The 24,463-nt window shown below is 72.3% G+C and carries 26 protein-coding genes; 14 read left to right on the forward strand and 12 right to left on the reverse strand.

The genetic code is table 11. The annotated features are described in order from the left end of the window. Positions 1-198 precede the first annotated feature (198 nt). The 3 genes from IO29_RS28800 to IO29_RS28810 form a co-directional block, all read right to left on the reverse strand. Positions 199-858: an RNA polymerase sigma factor gene (locus IO29_RS28800; RefSeq protein WP_030382849.1), complete on the reverse strand. Its 660-nt coding sequence runs from the start codon at positions 856-858 to the stop codon at positions 199-201. 340 nt (positions 859-1,198) lie between these two features. Further along, positions 1,199-1,777, reverse strand: a complete 579-nt coding sequence (locus tag IO29_RS28805; protein WP_030382848.1) for a hypothetical protein — start codon at positions 1,775-1,777, stop codon at positions 1,199-1,201. Positions 1,778-1,945: 168 nt separating this feature from the next. Continuing rightward, a complete protein-coding gene (locus IO29_RS28810) occupies positions 1,946-3,532 on the reverse strand; it encodes a beta-N-acetylhexosaminidase (protein WP_030382847.1) in 1,587 nt (528 codons plus the stop codon). A 272-nt stretch (positions 3,533-3,804) separates the two neighbouring features. On the opposite strand from IO29_RS28810, the gene IO29_RS28815 reads away from it, so the two are divergent. From IO29_RS28815 to IO29_RS28835, 5 genes are all read left to right on the forward strand, one after another. Next, positions 3,805-4,455: a 2-oxo-4-hydroxy-4-carboxy-5-ureidoimidazoline decarboxylase gene (locus tag IO29_RS28815; protein ID WP_420705402.1), complete on the forward strand. Its 651-nt coding sequence runs from the start codon at positions 3,805-3,807 to the stop codon at positions 4,453-4,455. A 151-nt stretch (positions 4,456-4,606) separates the two neighbouring features. Beyond that, complete coding sequence (gene sdhC, locus IO29_RS28820; RefSeq protein WP_078618539.1) at positions 4,607-4,987, forward strand: succinate dehydrogenase, cytochrome b556 subunit; 381 nt, start codon at positions 4,607-4,609, stop codon at positions 4,985-4,987. Positions 4,988-4,992: 5 nt separating this feature from the next. After that, positions 4,993-5,484 carry a succinate dehydrogenase hydrophobic membrane anchor subunit gene (locus tag IO29_RS28825; protein WP_030382844.1) on the forward strand — a complete coding sequence of 164 codons (492 nt, stop codon included), beginning with the start codon at positions 4,993-4,995 and terminating at the stop codon, positions 5,482-5,484. A gap of 19 nt (positions 5,485-5,503) precedes the next feature. Continuing rightward, entirely contained in the window at positions 5,504-7,258 is a 1,755-nt protein-coding gene (sdhA, locus tag IO29_RS28830) for a succinate dehydrogenase flavoprotein subunit (protein ID WP_030382843.1), read from the forward strand. After that, positions 7,258-8,037: a succinate dehydrogenase iron-sulfur subunit gene (locus tag IO29_RS28835; protein ID WP_030382842.1), complete on the forward strand. Its 780-nt coding sequence runs from the start codon at positions 7,258-7,260 to the stop codon at positions 8,035-8,037. Before sdhA ends, IO29_RS28835 begins: the two co-directional genes overlap by 1 nt. A 112-nt stretch (positions 8,038-8,149) precedes the next feature. On the opposite strand, the gene IO29_RS28840 is transcribed toward IO29_RS28835, so the two are convergent. The 3 genes from IO29_RS28840 to IO29_RS28850 form a co-directional block, all read right to left on the reverse strand. Next, positions 8,150-8,413: a TM2 domain-containing protein gene (locus tag IO29_RS28840; RefSeq protein ID WP_030382841.1), complete on the reverse strand. Its 264-nt coding sequence runs from the start codon at positions 8,411-8,413 to the stop codon at positions 8,150-8,152. Between the two features lie 242 nt (positions 8,414-8,655). Further along, positions 8,656-9,075 carry a DUF2752 domain-containing protein gene (locus tag IO29_RS28845; RefSeq protein ID WP_051707980.1) on the reverse strand — a complete coding sequence of 140 codons (420 nt, stop codon included), beginning with the start codon at positions 9,073-9,075 and terminating at the stop codon, positions 8,656-8,658. Positions 9,076-9,097: 22 nt separating this feature from the next. Continuing rightward, positions 9,098-9,544 carry a TM2 domain-containing protein gene (locus tag IO29_RS28850; protein WP_030382839.1) on the reverse strand — a complete coding sequence of 149 codons (447 nt, stop codon included), beginning with the start codon at positions 9,542-9,544 and terminating at the stop codon, positions 9,098-9,100. Between the two features lie 159 nt (positions 9,545-9,703). Between IO29_RS28850 and IO29_RS28855 the strand changes: the two genes are divergently transcribed. The 4 genes from IO29_RS28855 to IO29_RS28870 all read left to right on the forward strand — a co-directional run bounded on the left by IO29_RS28855 (position 9,704) and on the right by IO29_RS28870 (position 12,051). Then, positions 9,704-10,138: a VOC family protein gene (locus tag IO29_RS28855; protein ID WP_030382838.1), complete on the forward strand. Its 435-nt coding sequence runs from the start codon at positions 9,704-9,706 to the stop codon at positions 10,136-10,138. Positions 10,139-10,267: 129 nt separating this feature from the next. After that, on the forward strand, positions 10,268-10,675 hold the full coding sequence (locus tag IO29_RS28860; protein ID WP_030382837.1) for a hypothetical protein: 408 nt from the start codon (positions 10,268-10,270) through the stop codon (positions 10,673-10,675). Positions 10,676-10,679: 4 nt separating this feature from the next. After that, positions 10,680-11,264, forward strand: coding sequence for a thiol-disulfide oxidoreductase DCC family protein (locus IO29_RS28865; protein WP_078618538.1), 585 nt, complete (start codon positions 10,680-10,682; stop codon positions 11,262-11,264). 10 nt (positions 11,265-11,274) lie between these two features. Then, positions 11,275-12,051 (forward strand): TetR family transcriptional regulator, encoded by a 777-nt coding sequence (locus IO29_RS28870; RefSeq protein ID WP_030994092.1) that lies wholly within the window; start codon positions 11,275-11,277, stop codon positions 12,049-12,051. Here the strand turns inward: IO29_RS28870 and IO29_RS28875 are convergent. Further along, positions 12,048-14,522, reverse strand: a complete 2,475-nt coding sequence (locus IO29_RS28875; protein ID WP_234307678.1) for an MMPL family transporter — start codon at positions 14,520-14,522, stop codon at positions 12,048-12,050. The genes IO29_RS28870 and IO29_RS28875 overlap by 4 nt on opposite strands. A 222-nt stretch (positions 14,523-14,744) precedes the next feature. Between IO29_RS28875 and IO29_RS28880 the strand changes: the two genes are divergently transcribed. Both IO29_RS28880 and IO29_RS28885 read left to right on the forward strand, forming a co-directional pair. After that, the gene (locus IO29_RS28880; protein ID WP_030382833.1) at positions 14,745-15,413 is read left to right on the forward strand and encodes a response regulator transcription factor; all 669 of its coding nucleotides are present in this window, start codon (positions 14,745-14,747) and stop codon (positions 15,411-15,413) included. A 68-nt stretch (positions 15,414-15,481) separates the two neighbouring features. Next, positions 15,482-16,966 carry a sensor histidine kinase gene (locus IO29_RS28885; RefSeq protein WP_420705403.1) on the forward strand — a complete coding sequence of 495 codons (1,485 nt, stop codon included), beginning with the start codon at positions 15,482-15,484 and terminating at the stop codon, positions 16,964-16,966. Positions 16,967-17,051: 85 nt separating this feature from the next. Here IO29_RS28885 and IO29_RS28890 read toward each other — a convergent pair whose 3' ends face one another. Together IO29_RS28890 and IO29_RS39755 are read right to left on the reverse strand one after the other, a co-directional pair. Beyond that, positions 17,052-18,281 carry a metallophosphoesterase gene (locus tag IO29_RS28890; protein ID WP_030382831.1) on the reverse strand — a complete coding sequence of 410 codons (1,230 nt, stop codon included), beginning with the start codon at positions 18,279-18,281 and terminating at the stop codon, positions 17,052-17,054. 37 nt (positions 18,282-18,318) lie between these two features. Then, on the reverse strand, positions 18,319-18,561 hold the full coding sequence (locus tag IO29_RS39755; RefSeq protein ID WP_030382830.1) for an SCO4848 family membrane protein: 243 nt from the start codon (positions 18,559-18,561) through the stop codon (positions 18,319-18,321). 139 nt (positions 18,562-18,700) lie between these two features. On the opposite strand from IO29_RS39755, the gene IO29_RS28900 reads away from it, so the two are divergent. After that, positions 18,701-20,098 carry a D-alanyl-D-alanine carboxypeptidase family protein gene (locus IO29_RS28900; protein ID WP_030994093.1) on the forward strand — a complete coding sequence of 466 codons (1,398 nt, stop codon included), beginning with the start codon at positions 18,701-18,703 and terminating at the stop codon, positions 20,096-20,098. Here the strand turns inward: IO29_RS28900 and IO29_RS28905 are convergent. Beyond that, positions 20,046-20,957 carry a YihY/virulence factor BrkB family protein gene (locus IO29_RS28905; protein ID WP_030382828.1) on the reverse strand — a complete coding sequence of 304 codons (912 nt, stop codon included), beginning with the start codon at positions 20,955-20,957 and terminating at the stop codon, positions 20,046-20,048. The genes IO29_RS28900 and IO29_RS28905 overlap by 53 nt on opposite strands. A gap of 145 nt (positions 20,958-21,102) precedes the next feature. Between IO29_RS28905 and IO29_RS28910 the strand changes: the two genes are divergently transcribed. After that, a complete protein-coding gene (locus IO29_RS28910) occupies positions 21,103-21,858 on the forward strand; it encodes a decaprenylphospho-beta-D-erythro-pentofuranosid-2-ulose 2-reductase (protein WP_030382827.1) in 756 nt (251 codons plus the stop codon). A gap of 16 nt (positions 21,859-21,874) precedes the next feature. Here the strand turns inward: IO29_RS28910 and IO29_RS28915 are convergent, their stop codons facing one another. Together IO29_RS28915 and trpS are read right to left on the reverse strand one after the other, a co-directional pair. Further along, the gene (locus IO29_RS28915; RefSeq protein WP_030382826.1) at positions 21,875-22,453 is read right to left on the reverse strand and encodes a 2'-5' RNA ligase family protein; all 579 of its coding nucleotides are present in this window, start codon (positions 22,451-22,453) and stop codon (positions 21,875-21,877) included. Positions 22,454-22,699: 246 nt separating this feature from the next. Continuing rightward, positions 22,700-23,713 (reverse strand): tryptophan--tRNA ligase, encoded by a 1,014-nt coding sequence (gene trpS / locus IO29_RS28920; RefSeq protein ID WP_030382825.1) that lies wholly within the window; start codon positions 23,711-23,713, stop codon positions 22,700-22,702. A 151-nt stretch (positions 23,714-23,864) separates the two neighbouring features. Here trpS and IO29_RS28925 point away from each other — a divergent pair. Next, the coding region (locus IO29_RS28925) for a hypothetical protein (RefSeq protein ID WP_037840631.1) at positions 23,865-24,463 on the forward strand (599 nt) is incomplete at its 3' end.

Consider the following 24,463-nt stretch of genomic DNA (forward strand, 5'->3'; position numbering starts at 1 on the left):
CGCGGGCCTGACTTGGTGACCGATACAGGATCATTCGGGAAGGTACGCCCTTCGCGTGCCGTCCCGAAGACCGATCCACAAGTCATGAGCATTGCTCGGCCTGCGCACGGGCCTCGTCGTCGACGGTTCGGAGCGGCTCCCCGCGCAACAGACGCTCCGCCGCGTCGCGGTCCAGCCACCCGTACTGCTCGTCGGCCATCACACATCCTTCTGCGTCCGCGAACGCGACCGCGTCACACTTGCGGACGTCACCGCGCGTACCCGCGGTTGCCTCTGTGGGGGGAGCGCATCAAGGGCGCCCGTTGACTCCGCGTCCGCTCCCAGCAGCTCCGCGAGCCGTTTGAGACCCCGGTGCGCTGCGGTGCGGACGGCGCCCGGGCGTTTGCCGAGCGTCTCGGCGGCGGTCCGGGCGTCGAGGCCGACGACCACGCGCAGCACCACCGCCTCCGCCTGGTCCTGCGGCAGCCGGGCGATCAGCGCCAGGGCGCGGTCGGTGGCCAGCGCCTCGATGGCCTCGCCCGCCGTGTCCGACTCGGCGGCCCGGCCGGCCAGTTCGCTCTCGTCGCCGCCGATCGCCGGGCGGCGCCCGCGCATCCGTATGTGGTCCAGGGCCCGGTTGCGGGCGATACGGGCGGCCCAGCCGCGGAAGCGGTCGGCGTCCCCGCTGAACCGTCCCAGGTCACGGGCGATCTGTAGCCAGGCCTCGGAGGCGATGTCCTCGGCGTCCGCGTCGCCGACGAGCGTGCGGACGTACCCGAGCAGCCGGGGGTGCACCGCGCGGTACACGGTCCGGAACGCGGTCTCGTCGCCGTCCTGAGCCGCGCACACCGCGGCGGTCAGCTCCGCGTCGTCCCCCACCGCTACTCCCTTTGCGCCCGCACCGGCGCCGCCCCCCACCGTGCGTTCGTCGGTCGTCGTCCGTACGGTGGGCTTCGCAGTCCGGCGCGAATGGCACGTTACGGCGTGAAACCGGTCCCCGTCCACGTCTCCACGGGCCGCAACCGACTCGTGACGAGCCGCGGTGTGACAGAAAACGCAGGCCCGGCGCTGTAGGAAGTGCGGGCCGCCGCGCGACCCGTGCCACGCGACGGCCGGGGCCTCTCCTGTGGGGGGTGGCGGCCCCGGCCGTCGCTTCAGGGCCCGCCGCGCACATCCCCTCGGTCCACCGGCGGCCGCCGGACCCGGGCCGCCGCCCCGGTCATCTCCGGCCGCGCGCCCGCCGGGAGACCACCGCACGCAGCACCCGCCGGCCCTCCGTGCACACCTCGAGCGCCGGCCGCAGTCCCGCCGTCCCGTGTTCGGCGACCAGTTCCAGCACGGCCGCCTGGCGCCGCAGTTCCGCCGTGACGAGCGGGGCGGCCCCCTCCGTACGCCCCTCGCGGTACGCCGCCACCGGGTCGGGACCGCCGCCCGGGGCGGACGGGTCGAGCAGCCGGTGCACCCGGAGCGCGGCGACCGAACACTCCTCGGCCCACACCCGCAGGGCCTCCTCGCCCAGCGCGTCGGGCACCCCGTCGAGCATCCCCCGTGCCGCCACGACGGCCGGGTCGGCCGCGTGGTCCCCCGCGCCCGGCAGCTCACCCCGCGCCTTGGCGACCCGCTCCGCCCACTCGCCCCACTCCCCCGCCGCGCCCTCGTCCCCGGCCAGGCAGGCCCACAGGCGCCGCAGCACCTCGTCACCGCCCCCGAGCAACGGCACGCACCGGTCCAAACAAGCCAACCCGCTCGCTGCCAGCCCCCGTGCGTCGGCCTCGCCGATCAGGTCCACAAGACTCATCGCCCCTCCCCGGAACGCCTCGCGAGGCGCCACTTTCTCACGGGAAACGCGCTTTGCCACTACGAAGCGCAACAGAACACAGGCGACCCAGGACCCCCTTCCGCCCCTCGCGCACCACCCCCCGACAGTCAACTTCCGGCCAGTTCCCGCCTGTTCACGCCCGGCGTCTCACCCCACCCGGTCCGCCAGGCCCTGAAACTCCTTCCAGGACAGTTCCGGCGTCCCCGGGTCCCACAGCTTCTGCACCAGCGCCCGCAGCGGCATCCGGATGCCGGCCGCGACCTGGTCCTGGGTCTGCGCGCCCGACAGGTCGCACCAGACCGCGAACACCCCGCCGCGTATGCGGTCGTCGTACGAGGCCGGGACCGCCGTCGTGCCGCGCAGCACCCGGGGTGTCCACTGCTCGTAGATGCGCTGCCCGGTCGGGTAGACGAAGGTCTGCGGCTCGCCGAGCACGTAGTAGAGGAACTCGTCGTTGTAGTTGACGACCTCGCGGCCGGCCGCGAGGTACTCGGTGGGCTGCCGGGCCCCGATCTCCTTGCCCGTCCAGTAGGCGACCCGTATGTCCTTGGAGACGCTCGCCTTCCTCACCGAGCGGTAGAAGCCGTCGTTCCAGGCGCGGGGCGTCCGCCCGTTCCGGTTGACCACCGCCGCGCGGTCGCCCAGCCAGCCCGTCGCCAGATCGGCGATGGTCGCCCCCGCCCCGTACCGCTTCACGGCCGCCGAGGCGAGCTGCGGGTAGGAGGCGGCCGGGTTGGACGCGGTCAGTGCCTGGTACTCGTCGCCGCCCAGATGCCAGTCGGAACCGGGGAAGAGGTCCGCGTACTCCTCCAGCAGCTCGTCGACGATCTTCGCGGCCGCCGGCTTGGAGATGTCGAGCGTGCCCCGGCTCGCCGACGCGCCCGCCGCGTTGCGCAGCTGGAGGTCGGGGTGGGCAGCGATCACCGCACCGAGGTGTCCCGGGGAGTCGATCTCGGGGACGACGGCGATGTGCCGGCTCGCCGCCAGGTCCACGATCCGCTTCACCTCCGCCTTGGTCAGATGCTCCCTGGAGACCACCTCGGGGTGGGTGTCCGAGGCGATGCGGAAGCCCTGGTCGTCGGAGAAGTGCAGCCCGATCTCGTTGTACTTCAGGTCGCCCAGCTCGCGGACCCGGTCCTCTATCCAGTCCGCGGTGAAGTGCTTGCGGGCGATGTCGAGCATGAACCCGCGCACCGGCTTGGCCGGCCCGTCGCGCACGACGCCCTCGGGTGCCGTGCCGCCGTCGTGCACCTCCTGTTTCAGCGTGCGGGTGCCGTAGAAGACGCCGGACCGGCCCGGCCCGGCGATCCGCACCCGGCCGTCACCGACCGTCAGGGTGTACGACTCGGCGCCGCCGCTCCCGCCGAGCGCGAGCTCCACGTCCCCGGCCCGGGCCCCGCCGCGCCCGCCGTACGTCATCCTCAGCTCGCCCGCGAGCAGCTTCCCCTCGCCGGCGAGGGCGTCGTCGTCCACCACGACCCGGGCGCCGAACGCCGGGCGCCAGCCCGGTCCGTGGGCGGCGGTGTGCGCGCGCACGGCGGGGATGGTGCGCGGCGGCTTCGACAGCGGATAGCTGCGGCTCGGCGACGGCGAGGCGCTGGGGGACCCCGCCCCCGCCGAGGCGCTGCCGGAGGCGCGCGTCCCGCCGCCCCCGCCGCCGTCACCGGCGGGCCACAGCGTCACGGCGGCCGCCACCGCGCCGCCCGCCACGACGACCCCGGCGCCCAGGAGCAACCCGCGGCGCCCCCCGGGCGTCCTGGGATCCGGGACCCTTCTCCTCCGGCCGCTCACCGCACGAGCCTCCTCTCCACGCCGGCCCTCACCTCAGCACTCCGCCACACCCACCCGCACGCACACGTCCCTGTTCACTCCTCCGAACCTACGGCCCACCACCGACACCCACGACCTCCTCCGACCCCCCACGTCCACCGCCGGTTCCGAAACTTCCCCGTCCGGGTGAAATCCCGGACTTCCGCGGACAGCCTCCGACCGACCTCGATAACGTGATGTCACTTCTGTCACCTCATCCCCTGCCGACCCACACGCCGCGTGCACACACCACCGCGGCCTTGCCTCGCCGAGGACCCACGCTGCCCGCGCACCGCCCGCACCTCACGCCCGACCCGCACCGTTTCAACACGGTCCCCGCAGACGAGGCCGAGCGCGCCCTGCTGACCTGCTGCCGCAGCCTGCGCTGGGCCCGCCGGATCGCCGCCCACCGCCCCTACCCCGATCTGCCCGCCCTGCTCGCCGCGGCCGACGAGGCGGCGTACGACCTGGCGCCGGCCGATCTCGCGGAGGCACTGGCGGGCGAGTCGCTCACCCTGCTCCCCGACGGCGCCTACTCCGCCGCGCAGACCGCGCTCAGCGCCGCGCACGCCGCGTACGAGAGCCGCTTCGGACACGTGTTCGTGATCTGTCTGGACGATGTGGCGCCGGACGAGGCGGCCGATCAGGTGCTGGCCGGAATCCGGTCACGATGGAACAACGATCCCGAGGACGAGCGGGTCGCGGCCGCCGAGGAGCTGCGCCGGCTGGCCCGCGGCCGCCTCGCCCGGCTCGTCCGGGACTACGCCGACAGCACAGCCGCTACGGAGGGGACCGCCCCGGAATCTCCCGGTTCGGAACGTCCCAGTAGGCCGTACGTGCCTCATTGATTGCCAGTTTGATCACATCGGCAGGGGCCGGGTAAGCGTTCCGACAACACGTCGCTACGATGGCCGGGGCCGGTGGACCGTACCCGGCCGGGCCCGTCCGACACACCGAAGCCGGCAGGCCCCAGTCCCCGCTTCTGGAGAGGGTTCTTCCGTGCCGGCTGGAACGCTGTACCGCGGCCGGGAAGGAATGTGGTCCTGGGTGGCTCACCGAGTCACCGGCGTCCTCATCTTCTTCTTCCTGTTCGTTCACGTGCTGGACACCGCACTCGTCCGTGTCTCGCCCGAGGCCTACGACAACGTCGTATCGACGTACAAGACGCCCGTGGTCGCGGTGCTCGAGTACGGCCTCGTGGCGGCCATCCTCTTCCACGCGCTGAACGGCCTGCGGGTCATCGCCGTCGACTTCTGGTCGAAGGGCCCGCGCTACCAGAAGCAGATGCTGTGGACCGTCGTCGGCGTGTGGATCGTGCTGATGCTCGGCGCGATCTACCCCGTCCTCGGTCACGCCGCTCGAGTCGTGTTCGGGAGCTGACGCGCATGTCCACTGAGACCACCGCAACCGGAATCGGCCCCGTCGAGGGCTCCGGCGCGTACGAGGCCTCGTACGGCGTCGACAACCCGGCGCCCGTCATCGAGCCCCCGCGCAAGCGCACCAAGAAGACCCCGCGTTCCACCCGCGGCAACTTCGAGATGTACGGCTGGCTGTTCATGCGGCTGTCCGGCGTCGTCCTCGTCTTCCTGGTCATCGGCCACCTGCTGATCCAGCTCGTGCTGGACGGCGGTGTCTCCAAGGTCGGCTTCGCCTTCGTGGCCGGCCGCTGGGCCTCCCCGTGGTGGCAGGTCTGGGACCTGGCGATGCTGTGGCTGGCGATGCTGCACGGCGCCAACGGCCTGCGCACCATCATCAACGACTACGCGGAGAGCGTGAAGAGCCGTCTGTGGCTCAAGGGTCTGCTCTACACCGCGACGGTGTGGACGATCGTCCTGGGCACGCTGGTGATCTTCACCTTCGACCCGAACATCCGCTAGGCACGGGGCTGCGAGAATCATGAAGATCCACAAGTACGACACTGTCATCGTCGGCGCCGGCGGCGCGGGCATGCGCGCGGCCATCGAGTCGACCAAGCGCAGCCGCACGGCCGTGCTGACCAAGCTCTACCCCACCCGCTCCCACACGGGCGCCGCGCAGGGCGGCATGGCCGCCGCGCTGGCCAACGTGGAGGAGGACAACTGGGAGTGGCACACCTTCGACACGGTCAAGGGCGGTGACTACCTGGTCGACCAGGACGCCGCCGAGATCCTGGCGAAGGAGGCCATCGACTCCGTCCTCGACCTGGAGAAGATGGGCCTGCCGTTCAACCGCACGCCGAACGGCACCATCGACCAGCGCCGCTTCGGCGGCCACTCCCGCAACCACGGCGAGGCCCCGGTCCGCCGCTCCTGCTACGCCGCGGACCGCACCGGCCACATGATCCTCCAGACGCTGTACCAGAACTGCGTCAAGGAGGGCGTGGAGTTCTTCAACGAGTTCTACGTCCTGGACCAGCTGCTCACCGAGGTCGACGGCGTCAAGAAGTCGGCCGGCGTGGTCGCCTACGAGCTGGCCACCGGCGAGATCCACGTCTTCCAGGCGAAGTCCGTGATCTACGCCTCCGGCGGCACCGGCAAGTTCTTCAAGGTGACGTCGAACGCGCACACGCTCACCGGCGACGGCCAGGCGGCCGTCTACCGGCGCGGACTGCCGCTGGAGGACATGGAGTTCTTCCAGTTCCACCCGACCGGCATCTGGCGCATGGGCATCCTGCTGACGGAGGGCGCCCGCGGTGAGGGCGGCATCCTGCGCAACAAGGACGGCGAGCGCTTCATGGAGAAGTACGCGCCGGTCATGAAGGACCTCGCCTCCCGCGACGTCGTCTCGCGCTCCATCTACACGGAGATCCGCGAGGGCCGCGGCTGCGGTCCCGAGGGCGACCACGTCTACCTCGACCTGACCCACCTGCCGCCGGAGCAGCTCGACGCCAAGCTGCCCGACATCACCGAGTTCGCGCGCACCTACCTCGGCATCGAGCCCTACACGGACCCGATCCCGATCCAGCCCACCGCGCACTACGCGATGGGCGGCATCCCGACCAACGTCCAGGGCGAGGTCCTGACCGACAACACGACGGTCGTACCGGGCCTCTACGCGGCGGGCGAGGTCGCCTGCGTCTCCGTGCACGGTGCCAACCGGCTCGGCACCAACTCGCTGCTCGACATCAACGTCTTCGGCCGCCGCGCGGGTATCGCCGCCGCGGAGTACGCGCAGAAGGCGGACTTCGTGGAGCTCCCCGAGGAGCCGGAGAGCCTCGTCGTCGCGCAGATCGAGCGGCTGCGCTCCTCCACCGGCAGCGAGCGGGTGGCCGACCTGCGGCGCGAGTTGCAGGAGACGATGGACGCCAACGTCATGGTGTTCCGCACCGAGCAGACGATCAAGACCGCGGTCGAGAAGATCGCCGAGCTCCGCGCCCGCTACAAGAACGTGGCGATCCAGGACAAGGGCAAGCGGTTCAACACGGACCTCCTGGAGGCGATCGAGCTGGGCAACCTGCTCGACCTGGCCGAGGTCATGGCCGTCTCCGCCCTCGCCCGCAAGGAGTCCCGCGGCGGTCACTACCGCGAGGACTACCCGAGCCGCGACGACGTCAACTTCATGCGCCACACCATGGCGTACCGCGAGGTGGGCGACGACGGCAGCGAGTCCATCCGTCTCGACTACAAGCCGGTCGTCCAGACCCGCTACCAGCCGATGGAGCGTAAGTACTGATGGCAACCCCGACCCTGGACAAGGCGGACGCGGCCGGCACCCCCGAGCCCGGCTTCGCCGACTCCCCGTACATCACGGTCACCCTGCGCGTGCGCCGCTTCAACCCCGAGGTGGCGGCCGAGGCGACCTGGCAGGACTTCCAGCTGGAGATGGACCCCAAGGAGCGGGTCCTGGACGCTCTCCACAAGATCAAGTGGGACGTGGACGGAACCCTGACGTTCCGCCGCTCCTGCGCGCACGGCATCTGCGGTTCCGACGCCATGCGGATCAACGGCAAGAACCGGCTGGCCTGCAAGACGCTGATCAAGGACATCAACCCCGAGAAGCCGATCACGGTCGAGCCCATCAAGGGCATGGCGGTCCTGAAGGACCTCGTCGTGGACATGGAGCCGTTCTTCCAGGCGTACCGGGACGTGATGCCGTTCCTGATCACCAAGGACACCAACGAGCCCACCCGCGAGCGGTTGCAGACCGCCGAGGACCGGGCGCGCTTCGACGACACGACGAAGTGCATCCTGTGTGCGGCGTGCACCTCGTCGTGCCCGGTGTTCTGGAACGACGGCCAGTACTTCGGGCCGGCCGCGATCGTGAACGCCCACCGCTTCATCTTCGACTCGCGTGACGAGGCCGGGGAGCAGCGGCTGGAGGTCCTGAACGACAAGGACGGCGTCTGGCGGTGCCGGACGACGTTCAACTGCACGGACGCCTGCCCTCGCGGTATCGAGGTCACGAAGGCGATCCAGGAGGTCAAGCGGGCGCTGATCACCCGGCGCCTCTGATCTCCGGCTCCGGCCGGAGCCGTCGTACACGTGCGTGGGGCCCGCTTCCCTCGGGGAAGCGGGCCCTGCGGCGTGCCGGGGGGTGGGAGGGCACCCCCCTGACCGGAACCGGTCAGCCGCGCAGGACTCGGCCCTGGGCGTCCGTGCGGGTGTTGCTGGTGAGGAAGATGATGCCGTCGATCAGGGCCCAGAAGCCCAGGCCGCCGCAGGTGAGGAGCTGGGCGATGCCGACGCCCACGGAGCCGACGTAGAAGCGTCCGATGCCGAGCGTGCCCAGGAAGAGCTGGAGGATGCCGGCGACGATCTTCGACTTGTCGGAGTAGGGACGGCCCTGGGGGTCGAACCCGTAGGGGGCGTCAGGGGTGGGGACGGTCATGGTGTGGCTCCTGAATGACTGAAATGTGTCCGGAGCACATCGCTCCGGGCGCTTCAGGAGGGACCTGCGGCAGAGTTCGCCGAAGGTCGTGCAGCACACGTCATCCCCCCTGTGAGCAGGGAGCTTAGAGAGTCCGCTCACGCCCAGGGAGAGTAAACGGCCATTTGTAGTCATCCCGTGATCAAACAATGACCAAGCGTCGGTCAAGGCCGAAACCTGACGGTGGGGCAACAAAGCTCCGCTCAGCGGATGTTGCGCGCCACGGTCCAGGCCACCGCGAGGGCGAGGATCAACACCTGGGTGCGCGGGCGCAGTTCGGGGCGCCAGCGGCGCCCCCGCAGCCCCTCCAGTGCCCAGCGGCCGAGCAGCACGAGGGCGAACGGCGCGGCGAGCAGCAGCATCCGGTTGTCGAGCCAGGCCTGCGCGAACTGCCCGTGCATCAGGTCGTACACCATGCGGGTGCCACCGCAGGCCGGGCAGAGCAGCCCGGTGACGAACCGGAAGGGGCAGCCCGGCAGGGCGTGCCCGGGTTCGTGCGGGTTCGTCCCGTAGAGGTACGCGGCGCCCGCCAGCCCCGCGGCGCCCACCGCGAGCGGCGCCGCCTCGGGGCGGCGCAGCACGGGCGGCAGCCACCGGAGGGCCGGCCGGGGACCGGCCGGCATCCGTCCGGTGCGCGGGCCCGCGTCAGCCACGCAGGATCCGTCCGTTGGAGTCCGTGGTGTTGTTGCTGGTGAGCAGCACGATGCCGTCGATCAGCGACCAGATGCCGAGGCCGCCGCAGGTGAGTAGCTGGGCGATGCCCAGACCCACGTGCCCGATGTAGAACCGGCCGATGCCGAGGTAGCCGAGGAAGATGCTGAGGACACCCGCGACGATCTTCGACTTGTCGGAGTACGGCCGCCCGTAGGGGTCGTAGCCGTAGGGGGCGTTGGGGTCGCCGCCGAAGGCACCGGGCGGCGGCACGGCGCCGCCCGCCGGGTAGCCGCCCGCCTGCGGGTAGCCGTACTGCGGCTGCTGGTAGGGACCGGCGCCGGGCGCGGCCCCGTAGGGGTTCTGTTCGCCCGAGTTCGGGTAGCCGTACCCCGGCGGCTGGTTCGGGGGCTGCGGCGGCTGGTTGGGCGGCTGGGTCACGGCGACCACTCCTGGCATCAGATGTGCATAAGTATGAGTGCAGGTCATCTTGCAGGAGAAACCCTCCCGAAGAGAAGTCGGGTCCACGTCTCGTCCGGGCGGGTGACCCCGCCGCCGGTGTGCACGGGTCCCGGGGAACCGGCCACCTAATCTGATGGCATGTCAGACGACGAGTCGTACGAGCTGCTCGGCTTCGACAACGTGCTGCTGTCCGTCGGGGACCTCGACGAGGCCGTGGCCTTCTACGAGGCGGCCGGCTTCCCGCTGCGGTTCCGGCTCGACGAGGCCGGGATCGCCCTGCTGGGCGTGGGCGGCGAGACCCCGGGGCTGCTCCTGCGGCACGAGGAGGGCCTCGGCCACCGGCCGCCGCCGTGGGCCGCGCCCCGCGTGTGGCTGGAGGTGCGCGACGCGCGCGTGACGGCGCGCACGCTGGCCGCCGCCGGAGTGCGCCCGCTGGACGAGCCGTTCGCCGTCGCCACGGGGTGGACGGTCGAGGCCGCCGATCCCTGGGGGAACGTCCTCGGCTTCACCGACTACACCAAGCGGCCCGAGCTGGGACGCACCGCGCAGCGCGGCACGGCCGCCGCGCGCTGAGGGCGCCCACCGGTCGCCGCACGCACCCCTCCCGTACGCCCCGGACCCACCTTCGCTTGAACGTGTTCAAAAACAGGTCTACAGTCATCCCCGACAGCGTTTTGAACGCGTTCAAGAAGGGGTGGGGACATGGACCTCACAGTCGTCGCTTACGTCATCTATCTGGTGATCAGCATCGCCCTGACCATCTGGGTCGCCCGGACGCTGAGCCGCAACGGGCGGATCTTCCTCGCCGACGTGCTGCACGGGAACGAGAAGCTCGCCGACGCCGTCAACCACCTCCTGGTGGTCGGCTTCTACCTCGTCAACCTCGGCTTCGTCGCGCTGTACCTCAACGGCGACGGCACCGTCACCGACGCCCGCGGGGTCTTCGAGGCCCTGTCGACCAAACTCGGCGTGGTGCTGCTGGTCCTCGGCGTGATGCACCTGGGCAACGTGTACGTGCTCAGCCGGATCCGCCGGCGCGGGGCGATGGAGCGCGAGCAGTTCCCGCCGGTCCCGCCGCAGGGCTACGTCGCCCCGCCCGCCGGAGCGTGACCCGATGCGCACGCCGGACACGACGGCCGCCCCGGCCCTGCCCGCCGCGGCCCAGCGGCCCCCGGTCCGCCGGCTCACGGTCCTCTACGACGACCGGTGCGCCCTGTGCACCTTCGTCCGCGGCTGGCTCGGCCGGCAACGGCAGCTCGTCCCCCTGGACTTCGTCCCGGCGGGGTCCGGGGAGGCCCGGCGGCTGCTGCCGGGGCTGGACCGCGGGGCGACCATGGAGGAGATCACCGTCGTCGGCGACGGCGGCCAGGTCTACCGGGGGGCCGCCGCCTGGATCGTCTGTCTGTGGGCACTGCGCGAACACCGCCGGCTCGCCCACCGGCTGTCCACCCCGGCGGGCCTGCGGGGGGCCCGCAGCGCGGTGCTCGCCGCCGCGAAGTGGCGGGAGACCGGCCGGGCCCGCACGGCGGCCGGCCGGCCCCGGCACTGGGGCGGCACCGCCTACGTCCGCCGGGACGGCTGGGTCTACGACCCGCGGGCCGGCTGGACCTACCGCGGCCCCGGCGCCGCACCCGCTCCTGCCCGTGCCCCTGTCCCTGCCCCGGGCACCTGCGACGACGGCACCTGCCCGACTGGCTAGGCTCGACCCCGTGCCTGCGAAGAACGACCTCCCGGTGTCCAAGAGCGAGCAGACCCGTGCCCTGATCCTGGAGACCGCGATGCGGCTCTTCCAGGAGCGGGGGTACGACAAGACCACCATGCGGGCCATCGCCCAGGAGGCGGGGGTCTCCGTCGGGAACGCGTACTACTACTTCGCCGGCAAGGAACATCTGATCCAGGGCTTCTACGACCGGATCGCCGCCGAGCACCGGCAGGCGGTCCGGGAGGTCCTGGCCCGGGAGACGGAGTTGCACGCCCGGTTCGCCGGGGTGCTCAAGGCCTGGCTGGACGTGGCGGCCCCGTACCACGAGTTCGCGGTGCAGTTCTTCAAGAACGCGGCCGACCCGGACAGCCCGCTCAGCCCCTTCTCCGCCGAGTCGGAGCCCGCGCGCACGGAGGTCGTCGCCCTCCAGCGGGAGGTGCTGGCCGGCTCCCGGACCAAGGTGCCCGCCGACCTCGAGGACGTGCTCCCGGAGCTGATGTGGCTGGCCCAGATGGGGCTGGTGCTGTACTGGATCTTCGACCGCACGGAGGGCAGCGAGCGCAGCTACCGGCTCGCCGAGCGCGGCGCCCGGCTCACCGCGCGCGGCGTGGTCCTCTCCCGCTTCCGCGTGCTGCGCCCCCTCGTCCACGAGGTGCACGAGCTGTTCACGGACTTCCTGCCGGGGATGACCCGGGCCATGCCGGACCCCGCCGCCAAGGGGCGACGGGGTCGCGGGCGCCCGGACTCCGGAGCGGACTCCGGAGCGGACCCGGGCAAGGGCTAGCCGAGCACGTCCACCTCGCCGGGCCGCAGCTCGACGTCGTGGACCAGCGGTTCGTCGCCCACGTCCACGCGCTGCGCCCGTGCGCCGTACGGGGACGCCGTCACCGTCAGCAGATATGTGCCCGGGGCCGGGGCGGAGACGATGAAGGAGCCGTCGGCCAGGGAGGTGACGCCGTCCAGCCGGCGTCCGCCGCCCGGCGAGAGCAGGGTGACCGCGGCGTCCTCGACGGGCCGGCCGTCCGCGTCCCGGACGAAGCCGTGCACGGCCGTGTTCGCACCCGTACCGGCCGCACCCGCGCCCGCGTCCGCGGCACTCGCGCCCGCCGGAGCCGCCTCCGTGCCCACCGGCCCGTCCTCCGGCGGTTCCACCGCCATGTGCGGCAGCCGCTTGTCCAGCCAGGCCGGCAGCCACCAGTTGGAGCGGCCCAGCAGATGCATCGCCGCCGGCACCAGCGCCGTCCGCAGGATGAACGCGTCGAGCGCGACCGCCGCCGCCAGTCCGACGCCCGCCATCGCCGCGTTCAGGTTGCCGCTGAGCACGAAGGCGACGAAGACGGAGACCATGATCAGGGCGGCGCTGTTGATGACCCGGCTGGTCTCGGCGAGGCCGACGCGGACCGCGCGGGCGTTGTCACGGGTGTGCACCCACTCCTCGTGCATCCGGCTGACCAGGAACACCTGGTAGTCCATGGAGAGCCCGAAGAGCAGCGACAGCATGATCAGCGGCAGGAAGGCGGTGATCGGCCCCTCCTTGCCCAGGCCGAGCAGGTCAAGACCCCAGCCCCACTGGAAGATCGCGACCAGGACGCCGAAGGACGCGGCGGCGGCGATCAGGTTCATCAGCGCGGCCGTCAGCGGGACGACGAGCGAGCGGAAGGCCAGCAGGAGCAGCAGGAAGCCGAGGGCGATGATGGTGGCGATGAAGAGGGGCAGCCGGTCGCCGGTGACGGTGGCGAAGTCCTTGGAGACCGCCGTGACCCCGCCGACGTGGGCGGTGACGCCGGTCTCGGGGATGACGTCGTCGCGCAGCCGGTCGATGAGCTGGGACGTCTCCTCCGACTGCGGTGACGTGGTCGGCACGACCTGGATGAGGCTCACGCCGTGCGCGGGCGGCAGGGCGGTGGCCCGGGCCACGCCGTCGGTGGCCTCGATGTCCTTGAGGAGCGCGGTGCTGTCCCCGCCGCCGTCCACGACGACCTGGAGCGGGCCGTTGAAGCCGGGGCCGAAGCCCTCGGCGAGCAGGTCGTAGGCCTGGCGGGTGGTGGTCGTGGTGTCGTTGTTGCCCTGGTCGACCGTGCCGAGCCGCAGCGAGAGCACCGGCAGCGCGAGGACGGCCATGACCACGACGGCGAGGGCGGCGGTGCGCCGCGGACGCTTCTGCACCTGCGCCGACCAGCGGGCGGCGAGGCCGCTCGTGCGCTCCGGGCTGGTCTCCGGGCCCTGGGCGGCGAGCTTGCGGCGCTGCCTGCGGCTGAGCACCCGGGTGCCGAACACGCCGAGGAGCGCCGGGAGCAGCGTGATCGCGGCGAGGACGCTCAGCACGACGGTGAGGGTGGTGCCGATGACGACGCCGTCCAGGAACCGCAGATTGGTCACGAGCATGCCGGCGAGCGCGATGCACACCGTGCCGCCCGCGAAGAGCACCGCGCGGCCCGAGGTGTTGAGCGCGGTGACCGCGGCCTCCTCCGGGTCGAGCCCGCGCAGGATGCCGCGCCGGTGCCGGGTGACGATGAACAGCGCGTAGTCGATGCCGACGCCGAGGCCGATCAGCGAACCGAGCAGCGGGGCGAGGTCGGGGACGTTGGTGACATGGCTGATCAGCTGGATGCCGAAGTCGCCGATGCCGACGCCGAAGACGGCCACGCAGAGCGGCAGCACCATCGCGAGCAGCGAGCCGAAGGCGAGCCACAGCACGACGGCGGCGGCCGCGAGGCCGACGATCTCCGCCAGTCCGGTGCCGGCCTCCTCCGTGCTCGCGATCGCCTGACCGCCCAACTCCACCTGGAGGCCGTCCCGTTCGGCCCCCTGCGCGGTGTCGACGACGTCCTGCACGAGATCCTTCGAGACGGCGGAGGCCTGCTCGGTGAAGGTGACCTGGGCGTAGGCGATCCGCCCGTCCTCGCTGATCTGCGTGGCGCCGCGCTCACCGGAGTACGGGCCGGAGACCTCGCCGACGCCGTCCATACCCGCGATCTTCTTCAGCGCGGGCTCGATGCGGGACTTCACGGCGGCGTCGGTGACCTTGCCGTCGTCGACCTTCCACACCACCGTGTCGGTGTCCCCCGAACTCTGCGGGAAGGCCTTCTCCATCAGGTCCAGCGCCCGTGTGGAGTCGGTGTCCGGCAGGGAGAACTCGTTCGCGTACGTGCTGCCGGCGTTGGTCGCCGCCGTCCCCACCCCTATGAGTGCCGCCAGCCACAGCAGCACCACCACCAGCCGGTGCCGGTAGCACCAGCGTGCCAGTGTCGTCATGTTTTCTCGCTCCTCGGTCAAGGTCCCCCGGTCCTGCGCCCTCAGCATTGGGGAGGGCACCGGTGCCGGAACATGGAGCCGGGCGCACTCTCAAGGAACTCCAAAGCGGCGAGCGCCCCGGCGGCGGGGTGCGGTGCGGATACTGGGGCCATGACGAGCGATGCGGACATACGCGGTCCCCAGGAGGGCGGCGCGGGCGGGGAGTCGGGGGACGGGGCGACGGTGCTCCTGGTCGAGGACGAGGAGTCCATAGCCGACGTCCTCGCGATCGCCCTGCGCTACCACCGCTTCCAGGTGATGCGGGCGGGCACGGTCCGCGAGGCCCTCGCGCTCACCGAACGGGTACGGCCCGACGCGGCACTCCTCGACGTCATGCTCCCGGACGGCGACGGCCGCGCCCTGGGCAAGGAACTGCGCGCCCGGCAGCCCGACCTGGCGGTGGTGTTCGTGACCGCGCGCGACGCGCCCGCGGAGATCGTCGGCGCGCTCGGCTTCGGCGACGACTACATCACCAAGCCGTTCCACATCGACGAGGTCGTCGCCCGGGTCACGGCGGTGCTGCGCCGCACCCGGTCCGCCGACGTCCTCCCGCAGCGCCCGCCGCTGCGCTACGGGGACCTGGAGCTGGACGAGACGACGTACAGCGTGCACCGCGCGGGCCGCTCGGTCGAGCTCACCCCCACCGAGTACGCGCTGCTGCGGTTCCTGGTGCGCAACGGCGGGCGCGTCGTGACCAAGGAGCAACTGCTGCGCCACGTCTGGGAGTACGAGCACGCGCCGGCGGAGTCGACGGTGGTGGAGACGTACATCAGCTATCTGCGCCGCAAGCTGGCCCCGCTGGGGCCGCCGCTGATCACGACGCGGCGCGGCGTCGGATACGGGCTGGCATGAGGCGCCCCGCGCGAACCGAAGCGAACCAACCCGCGCGAACCGGAGCGAGCCGCCCCGCACCCATCGACGTGCGGCGTCCCGCGCGCCCGCGGGGGTTCCGCCTCGCCGTCCCGCGGCTGTTCGGCCGGCCGCGCGGGCTGCACTCCCTGCGGGCCCAGCTGACGCTGGTGAACGTGGCGTTGCTGGCGGTCGGCGTGGTCGCGGCGACGACGGTCACCCTGATGGGGGCCGGGCACTACCTGCTCGGCCAGATCGACACACATCTGCTCCGCAACCGCGACTCGCTGTCCGAGTCGGACCTCACCCTGCGCCAGTTGGACTCCCTGGGCGCCATGGCCGTCGTCCGGGAGGGACTGCTGCCGCAGGACGACGGGTCGGGGACACCGAACGAGACGTTCGCGGCGGTCGACCGGGACGGCACCGTCCTGAAGGTGGCCCAGCTGACTCCGACCAGCGCGCAGCGGGCGCTCGCGGCGGCGGTCGGGGACCCCGCGGCGTTCGCCACCGCCGACGAACCGCGGAACGTGACCCTCAACGGCGACCTCTACCGGGCGACCGCCGCGCGCCTGGACGACGGCTCCTACGTCCTGTTCGCCACCTCGACCGAGGGGCTGAAGCAGGGCATCGCCAAGGCGCTCCGGCTCGATCTGACCGTGGGCGGGCTGCTGCTGGCGCTGCTGTTCTGTCTGACGATGGTCCATGTGCGGCGGCGGATGCGGCCGCTCGAGGACATGGTGGAGACGTCGTCGGCGATCGCCGAGGGCGATCTGACCCGGCGGGTGCCGTCGCGGCGCGAGACCAGCCTGGAGGTGGAACAGCTGCGCCTCGCGCTCAACTCGATGCTGCACCAGGTCGAGTCGGCGTACCGCACGCGCGAGCGCAGCGCGGCCCAGCTGCGTCACTTCGTCGCCGACGCCTCGCACGAGCTGCGCACCCCGCTCTCCGCGATCCGCGGCTATCTCCAGCTGTACGAGCGGGGCATGCTGACCGACCCGGACGAGCGCAAGCGGGCCTGGGACCGGATGAACGGCGAGGTGGACCGGATGGGGCGCCTCGTCGACGAGCTGCTGACCCTGGCCCGGCTGGACCAGCGGCCCGAGCTGCGGCTGCGCAACGTGGACGTGAGCCGGCTGGTGCGGGACGCGGCGGAGGACCTGCGCGCGCAGCAGCCGGACCGCCCCGTCTCCGTCGCGGCGTCCGGCGCCCTGCTGGTCCGCGCCGACGAGTCCGGGCTGCGCCAGGTGCTGGGCAACCTGGTGACCAACGTCCGCACCCACACCCTGCCGGACGTTCCCGTCCGCCTCTCCGCGGTGCGGTCCGACGGCACGGTCCGCCTGACCGTCGCCGACGAGGGCCCGGGCCTGCCGGAGGAGGACGCGGCCCGCATGTTCGACCGCTTCTTCCGCGCCGGCTCCACGGCGGGCAGCGGCCTGGGCCTGGCCATAGTCCAGGGAGTGGTCGAGGCCCACCACGGCGACGTGGCGGCCACGACGGCCCCGGGCAAGGGGCTGACGGTGACGGTGGTGCTGCCGGCGGGGGTGAAGGGGGAGTGAGCGGTTCGCCACGCCCGGCCGGTCGGCGTCCTCGGACTCCCGCCGCCTGGACGGAGTTCACCGCCTCACTGCGCGGCCGGGCGGATCACGTCTGCTTCGACGCCAGTTCCACCACCGTGATGTCCGACGGGGCGCCGACCCTTGTCGGTGGGCCCCAGGCGCCGGCGCCTCGGGTGACGTAGAGCTGGGTGTCGCCGTAGGTGTCCAGGCCGGCGGACGTGGGGTTGGCGGCCGCGGCGACGAAGTTGCCGGGGAAGAGCTGGCCGCCGTGGGTGTGACCGGAGAGTTGCAGGTCGACGCCGTACGTGACCGCGTCGTGGATCTGGGCGGGCTGGTGGGCCATCAGCACCACCGCGCGGGAGGTGTCGCGGTCGCCCAGCGCGCGGGCGAAGTCCGGGCCCTGGCCCTCGCTCTCGCCCTGGAGGTCGTTCACGCCGGCCAGGTCGAAGGCGGGGAGTTCCGTGCGGGCGTTCTCCAGGGGGTGCAGGCCCAGGTCGCGGACCTCCTCCACCCACTGTTCGGCGCCCGAGAAGTACTCGTGGTTGCCGGTGACGAAGTAGCTGCCGTGCCGGGCGCGTAGCTGGGCCAGTGGGGCGGCCGCCGGGCCCAGGTCCTTGACGCTGCCGTCCACCAGGTCGCCGACCACCGCGATCAGGTCCGGCTGCGTCGCGTTCACCGTGTCCACCACGCGCTGCGCGAAGCCCCGGCCGAGGACCGGGCCCAGGTGGATGTCGCTCACCACCGCGATCCGGAAGCCGTGCGCCCCGCGCGGCAGCTTCGCCAGGGGGATCGTGATCCGCTTCACCCGGGGGCCGTTCAGGACGCCGTACGTGCCGAGGCCGACCGTCCCGACGGCCGCCGTCGCGACCGCGCCGCCCACCACCCGGGAGACGAACAACCGGCGGGAGGGGGCCGGGGGCTCCTCCGCCGCCGCTTCGGGTTCCGGGGTCGGCGGGACCGTCTCCGGGACCGCCTCCCGTGTCTCCACGCGCGCCCGGCGTGCCACCAGCCGCCGCACCAGCGGGCGTACCGCCTCGCCGACGAGCAGCGCCAGCAGCAGGTACAGGCACAGCGCCATCCACAGGAAGCCCGGCCAGCCCAGCGTCCGCTGGAGCCAGAACGGGGCGTGCGCCTGTTCCGCGATCAGCGCGCCGAACATCAGCAGCGGACCGGCCACGAACACCACCGTGCCGGTGCGGCGCGCGGCACCCGGGCCCGACGTGGTGTCGCGCACCAGACGGCGCCACGCCCACCAGTGCAGCGCCACGAACGCGGCCAGCACCAGAAGCGCGGCCAGCACGAAGACGACGATCACGGTTCCCCGTTCCTCCAGCCGTACCGCCGTGACCGCCCTATGCGGTACGACGCAGTGCGCGCAGACCGCGCAACCCAATGCCCCCGACGACCGTCCCCAATACGAAGGAGACGACGGCGAGCGTCAGATGCACCCAGAAGTACGCCGTCGGGTTCCCCGCGTCGTCGAACGCGAGACCACTGCCGTCTTTCCATAGGTTTTTAATGAAAGTGACCCAAATGACCCAGCTCCACGCCCCGAAGGCGAGCAGGAACCAGGAGACGGGTCGGCTGAGCTTCATACGGTCAGTATCACCGGTGGGCGGACGCGCCCGGCAGGCGGGTGGGGCGGCAACCGGAGCGGCTGGTTCCGGCCGCGTGGACGCGGAACGGCCGAAGGGGGGTGCGACGCCGGCACCTTCGCCCGGTACGTTGCCCTCCGTGCCCGCTTCCCACGCCAAGAACGGCAGGCGCCGCGCGCCGGTCGCCGCCGTCGCGCTGCTGTCCCTGCCCGCACTGCCGTTCGCGGTGCCCGGCACCGCCTTCGCGGCACCGATGCCGCCCAGTCCGGGCGCGAGCGCCAGTACGGATGCGGCGCACACCCCGGGTGCGGGTGCGAGTGCGAGTACGAGTGCGAGCAGCAGTGCCGGTGCCAGTGCGGACCCCAGCTCCGGTGCGACGGCCGCCGGCAGCGCCTCCGCCACTCCCCCGGCGACGATGTCGGCCGTCGGCGGGGCCCGGCTCGGGCTGCCCGGGACGCAGGCCGAGCTCGGCAGTGGCGCGCCGGTGCTGCCGAAGGACATCACCGCCCGTTCCTGGATCGTCGCCGACGCCGAGTCCGGCGACGTCCTCGCCGCGCACAACGCGCACTGGAAGCTGCCCCCGGCCAGCACCCAGAAGATGCTGTTCGCCGACACGCTGCTGCCCAAGCTGCTCCCCCGGACCACCGAGCACAAGGTGACCGCCTCCGACCTGGCCGGCATGGGCGCCGGCTCCAGCGTGGTCCCGCTGCACAAGGGCCAGACGTACTCCGTGCGCGACCTCTGGCTCGGCGTCTTCCTGAAGTCCGGCAACGACGCCGTGCACGTGCTCTCCGCGATGAACGGCGGCATCGACGCCACCGTCGACGACATGCAGGCGCACGCCAAGAAGCTGCGCGCGCTGGACACGACCGTGGTCGACCCGGACGGGTACGACGCCCCGAAGCAGGTCTCCTCCGCGTACGACCTGACGCTGATCGCCCGCTCGGGGCTTCAGAAGAAGGACTTCCGGGAGTACTGCTCCACCGTGACGGCCACCCTCCCCGGCGCCCCCGCCAAGAGCGGCGGGAAGAGGACGAGCGGCACGATCGAGATACGCAACACCAACCGGCTGCTGGCCGGGGACACCGACGTCACCCCCTACCCGGGCCTCGCCGGCGTGAAGAACGGCAACACCACCAAGGCCGGCGCCACCTTCACCGGGGTCGCCGAACGCGGCGGCCGGGTGCTGCTCGTCACGGTGATGAACCCGGAGAACGGCGCGCACAACGAGGTCTACAAGGAGGCCGCCAAGCTACTCGACTGGGGGTTCTCGGCGGCGGGCAAGGCCACGCCGGTCGGTGAGCTGGTCGCCCCCGTCGGCGCGGAGAGCGAGGGCTCCGGCAGCGGTACGCCGACGGCCGCGCCCGCGCCGTCCGCCGAGCCGGTGGCCGTCTCGGCCGTGCGGGGCGGGTCCGGCGGGATGGGGGTGGCGCTGGGGATGGCCGGCGGGCTGCTGGTGCTGCTCGCCGCCGGTGTCTGGCTGGTCAACCGCCGCTGGCCGCTGCCGGGTTCGGCGCGGCGCGGGAAGGGCGAGTGACCCCCTCCTCGGCCTTGCTGCCCGTCGCCGTCCAGGAGGCGCAGTACAGCACGAGTTTGGCCGTGAAGTTGATCCACAGCAGCAGCGCGACCGGCACGCCGAAGGCGCCGTACATGCTCTTCGCGGCGACGCCCTGGAGGTAGCCGCTCAGCAGCAGCTTGAGCACCTCGAAGCCGACGGCGCCGAGCAGCGCGGCGACGAACAGCCGGTGCCGGGAGGGCTCGACACCGGGCAGCAGGGTCAGGACGTACAGCAGGAGCAGGAAGTCGGCGAGGACGGCGACGGCGAACGCGGCGAGTTGCAGCAGCGCGCGGCCCCAGCCGGCCTCCTCCAGGCCGAGCCGGTCGGCGCTCCAGCCGACCAGCGCGGTGGCGATCGCGGAGGCGGCCAGGGTGAGGAGGACGGCGCCGCCGAAACCGACGAGGACGCCCGCGTCCTTGACCCGGCGCAGGACGGGGTTCTCCTCGTCGTCGGGCAGTTCCCAGACCGTGCGCAGGCAGTCCCGCATGGCGTCGACCCAGCCGATGCCGGTGAACAGCAGGACGACGGCCGCGATGACGCCGACGGTGCCGGCGTTGTCGACCAGGCCGTGGATGTCGAGTTCGTCGGCGATGCCGGGGACCTGGTCGGCGATGCGGTTCTGGAGGGTGCGCTGCTGGGCGTCGCTGAGGGCGGCGGTGCCGAGGGTGGCGGCGAGGGTCAGGACGGGGAAGAGGGCGACGAAGCTGGTGAAGGTCATCGCGGCGGCGAGGCGGGTCCACTTGACGCGGTCCAGGCGTTCGTAGGAGCGCCAGGCGTGGGTGGTCATGAGGTGGGCCAGGGCGGGGCCGACGCCGGGGAGTCTTTTCAGCCAGTCCATGATCCTGACGCTCCCCTGTTGTCGGTGGCTTGATGTGCCCGTCGGCCGCTCGATGTGCGGTTACCCGCCGACGGCGCCGGTAGCGGCATGAGGAACGGCGTGTTTTGGAAGGGTACGTACCCTTCTGACCGATACCGTCGGGCGCATGATGGACGGTTATCGACCTCCCACCTCTCTGCTCGTTCTCGGGGGTACGTCCGAGATCGCGCTGGCCACCGCCCGGCGGCTGATCGCGCGGCGGACGCGGCTCGTGTGGCTGGCCGGGCGGCCCTCGCCGGCGCTGGAGAAGGCCGCCGAGCAGATCCGCCGGGCCGGCGCGGACGTCCGTACCGTCGCCTTCGACGCGCTCGACCCCGAGGCGCACGAGGCGGTGCTCGGCAAGGTGTTCGCCGAGGGCGACGTCGACATGGTGCTGCTGGCCTTCGGCGTGCCCGGCAACCAGGCCACCGACGAACGCGACCCGGTGGCCGCGGCCCGGGTCGCGCAGACCAACTACACCGGCGCGGTCTCGGCCGGACTGGTGTGCGGGAAGGCGCTGCAAACACAGGGGCACGGCTCGCTGGTCGTGCTGTCGTCCGTCGCCGGGGAGCGGGCCCGCCGCTCGGACTTCATCTACGGCTCCAGCAAGGCGGGCCTGGACACCTTCGCGCAGGGCCTGGGCGACGCCCTGTACGGCACCGGCGTGCACGTGATGGTCGTACGCCCCGGGTACGTCCGGACGGCGGCGAGCACCGAGCGGCCGGACGTGCCGTTCACGACCACGCCGGAGGCGGTGGCGCGGGCGGTGGAGCTGGGGCTGCGGCGGCGCTCGGAGACGGTGTGGGTGCCGGGACGGCTGCGGGTGGTGATGTCGGCGCTGCGGCACGTGCCGCGGCCGCTGTTCCGCCTGCTGCCCATGTGAGCGGGCAGGGACGGGCTCAGCGGGCGTGCAGGGAACTGTCCTCCGGGGCGGTCGCCTGCGGCGGGACCACCGTGGAGCCGAAGGGGAAGTCGCGCAGCTTGCGCCACACCCCGTCGGCCCCCTGCTCGTGCAGGCCGAAGCCGGTGCAGGGCCACTCGGCCGCGTAGCCGGCGAGTTCCTCGTAGGCGCGGTCCATCGCCGCCTCGTCGATGCCGTGGGCCACGGTGACGTGCGGGTGGTAGGGGAACTGCAATTCACGGGCGAGGGGCCCGGACGCCTCCCGCACCTGCCGCTGGAGCCAGGCGCACGCCTCGGCGCCCTCGACCACCTGGACGAACACCACCGGCGACAGCGGCCGGAAGGTGCCCGTGCCGGACAGCCGCATCGGGAAGGGCCGGCCGGCCGCCGCGACCCGCGCCAGATGCGCCTCGACGGCCGGCAGGTCCGCCTCGTCGACCTCGGTCGGCGGCAGCAGGGTGACGTGCGTGGGGATGCCGTGGGCCGCGGCGTCGCCGAAGCCGACGCGCCGCTGCTGGAGCAGGGTGCCGTGCGGCTCCGGGACCGCGATCGACACACCGATCGTTACGGTCCCCACGTCGTCTCCTTCGTCGTCGGGTCGGGCGTCGCCCCGGTCATCGGGTCGGTTCGGGTCGGTTCTGGTCGGTTCGGGTCGGGCCTTGCCGGCCGGCTGTACGCCGCCCGGCTATCGACTGTACGGCCACGGCTGTGCCCCGGGCAGGCGCAGCGGTAGTGATGTGCAGCGCTCTGCCCGGTGGTACACGGGCCGGACGGTGGCCGTGCGGCCTCCTGTGCGAGGGGGCGGCCGGCGTGAGCGGCGGGGTCAGCGGCGGGCGGGCAGGAAACCGACCCGGTCGTACGTCCGGGCCAGGGTCTCCGCGGCGACGCCGCGCGCCTTCTCGGCGCCCTTGGCGAGGATCTTGTCGAGCGTCTCGGGGTCGTCCAGGTACTGCTGGGTGCGCTCCCGGAACGGCGTCACGAAGTCGACCATGACCTCGGCGAGATCGGTCTTGAGCGCGCCGTAGCCCTTGCCCTCGTAGCGCTGTTCGAGTTCCAGGATGCCCGCGCCGGTGAGCGTGGAGTAGATGGTGAGCAGGTTGCTGACGCCGGGCTTGTGCTCGGTGTCGTAGCGGACGACCGTGTCGGTGTCGGTGACCGCGCTCTTCACCTTCTTGGCGGTGGTCCTCGGCTCGTCCAGGAGGTTGATGAGGCCCTTCGGCGTGGACGCCGACTTGCTCATCTTGATCGCCGGGTCCTGGAGGTCGAAGATCTTCGCCGTCTCCTTGAGGATGTACGCCTTGGGGACGGTGAAGGTCTCGCCGAAGCGGCCGTTGAAGCGCTCGGCGAGGTCGCGGGTGAGCTCGATGTGCTGGCGCTGGTCCTCGCCGACCGGCACCTCGTGCGCCTGGTACAGCAGGATGTCGGCGACCTGGAGGATCGGGTACGTGAACAGGCCGACGGTGGTGCGGTCGGCGCCCTGCTTGGCGGACTTGTCCTTGAACTGGGTCATGCGCTGGGCCTCGCCGTAGCCGGTGAGGCAGTTCATGACCCAGGCGAGCTGGGCGTGCTCGGGGACGTGGCTCTGCACGAACAGCGTGCAGCGTTCCGGGTCCAGGCCGGCGGCGAGCAGCTGGGCGGCGGCGAGGCGGGTGTTGGCGCGCAGCTCGGCGGGGTCCTGCTGGACGGTGATCGCGTGCAGGTCGACGACCATGTAGAACGCGTCGTGGGTCTCCTGGAGGGCCACCCACTGGCGGACGGCACCAAGGTAGTTTCCAAGGTGGAACGAGCCTGCGGTGGGCTGGATTCCGGAGAGCACGCGGGGTCGGTCAGTCGCCATGCGCATCATTCTCTCAGGTCCGGGGGACCGCTCCGGTACGCGACGGGAACGGGTGGGCCCCGAACGGTTCTTCGGGTGTGCCAAGGGGCAAGGGCCTGGTGGCGGGCGCCGGTGTGAGGGCTTGCGTGGTGACGTGGGAAGGGGCTGCGGCGTGAGGCGTCGTACGGCCGTGGTGGTGGCGGGTCTCGTGGTGGCCGGGGCGGTCCTCGGGGTGGGGGCGCCGGGGGCGTGGGCGGCCGGGAAGGACGTGCCGGATCTGGCCATCGTCGTGCCGAGCGATGCGGGCGGCGGTGCGGACGGCGGTGCGGACGGCGGTTCTGGCGGCGGTTCTGGCGGCGGTGCGGACGACGGGGTGCGGACGAGGACGCTCCGCTCGGGTGACGCGGAGTTCGCCTCGCTGTGGGATCTGCTCCGGCCGGACGAGAAGGGGACCGAGGCGGTGCCGGACGCGTGGCGGGAGGGGCGGTTTCCGCGGGTGCGGGCGACGGTGGTGTGGGGGCTGACCGGGATCGGGGGGTGGCCGTACACGGACCGGGCGCCGGGGGGTGACGTCGCGATCGAGCGGCAGGACCAGGTGTTTCTGGCGGAGGACGGGACGCCGTGGATACGGAGTGATCCGGCGCCGGATGTCGCCGATGACGATGTGCGGTGGCATCGGGGGGTGCGGGCGGTGTACGACCGGCTGGAGGGGGCGGGGGTGTTCGGCTCCGCCGAGGAGGCGCCCGCTGGGGTGGGGGTGCGGGTGCGGTG

This window comes from Streptomyces sp. NRRL F-6676 (genome assembly GCF_000725625.1).
Taxonomy (GTDB): Bacteria; Actinomycetota; Actinomycetes; order Streptomycetales; family Streptomycetaceae; genus Streptomyces.

What these genes read in the sequence shown, in the direction of transcription:
- IO29_RS28805 (WP_030382848.1), bottom strand. Translation starts at nt 1,777, where the DNA reads ATGAGTCTTGTGGACCTGATCGGCGAGGCCGACGCACGGGGGCTGGCA.
- IO29_RS28815 (WP_420705402.1), top strand. Translation starts at nt 3,805, where the DNA reads ATGTCACTTCTGTCACCTCATCCCCTGCCGACCCACACGCCGCGTGCA.
- IO29_RS28825 (WP_030382844.1), top strand. Translation starts at nt 4,993, where the DNA reads ATGTCCACTGAGACCACCGCAACCGGAATCGGCCCCGTCGAGGGCTCC.
- sdhA (WP_030382843.1), top strand. Translation starts at nt 5,504, where the DNA reads ATGAAGATCCACAAGTACGACACTGTCATCGTCGGCGCCGGCGGCGCG.
- IO29_RS28835 (WP_030382842.1), top strand. Translation starts at nt 7,258, where the DNA reads ATGGCAACCCCGACCCTGGACAAGGCGGACGCGGCCGGCACCCCCGAG.
- IO29_RS28840 (WP_030382841.1), bottom strand. Translation starts at nt 8,413, where the DNA reads ATGACCGTCCCCACCCCTGACGCCCCCTACGGGTTCGACCCCCAGGGC.
- IO29_RS28845 (WP_051707980.1), bottom strand. Translation starts at nt 9,075, where the DNA reads ATGCCGGCCGGTCCCCGGCCGGCCCTCCGGTGGCTGCCGCCCGTGCTG.
- IO29_RS28855 (WP_030382838.1), top strand. Translation starts at nt 9,704, where the DNA reads ATGTCAGACGACGAGTCGTACGAGCTGCTCGGCTTCGACAACGTGCTG.
- IO29_RS28860 (WP_030382837.1), top strand. Translation starts at nt 10,268, where the DNA reads ATGGACCTCACAGTCGTCGCTTACGTCATCTATCTGGTGATCAGCATC.
- IO29_RS28865 (WP_078618538.1), top strand. Translation starts at nt 10,680, where the DNA reads ATGCGCACGCCGGACACGACGGCCGCCCCGGCCCTGCCCGCCGCGGCC.
- IO29_RS28875 (WP_234307678.1), bottom strand. Translation starts at nt 14,522, where the DNA reads ATGACGACACTGGCACGCTGGTGCTACCGGCACCGGCTGGTGGTGGTG.
- IO29_RS39755 (WP_030382830.1), bottom strand. Translation starts at nt 18,561, where the DNA reads ATGAAGCTCAGCCGACCCGTCTCCTGGTTCCTGCTCGCCTTCGGGGCG.
- IO29_RS28905 (WP_030382828.1), bottom strand. Translation starts at nt 20,957, where the DNA reads ATGGACTGGCTGAAAAGACTCCCCGGCGTCGGCCCCGCCCTGGCCCAC.
- IO29_RS28910 (WP_030382827.1), top strand. Translation starts at nt 21,103, where the DNA reads ATGATGGACGGTTATCGACCTCCCACCTCTCTGCTCGTTCTCGGGGGT.
- trpS (WP_030382825.1), bottom strand. Translation starts at nt 23,713, where the DNA reads ATGGCGACTGACCGACCCCGCGTGCTCTCCGGAATCCAGCCCACCGCA.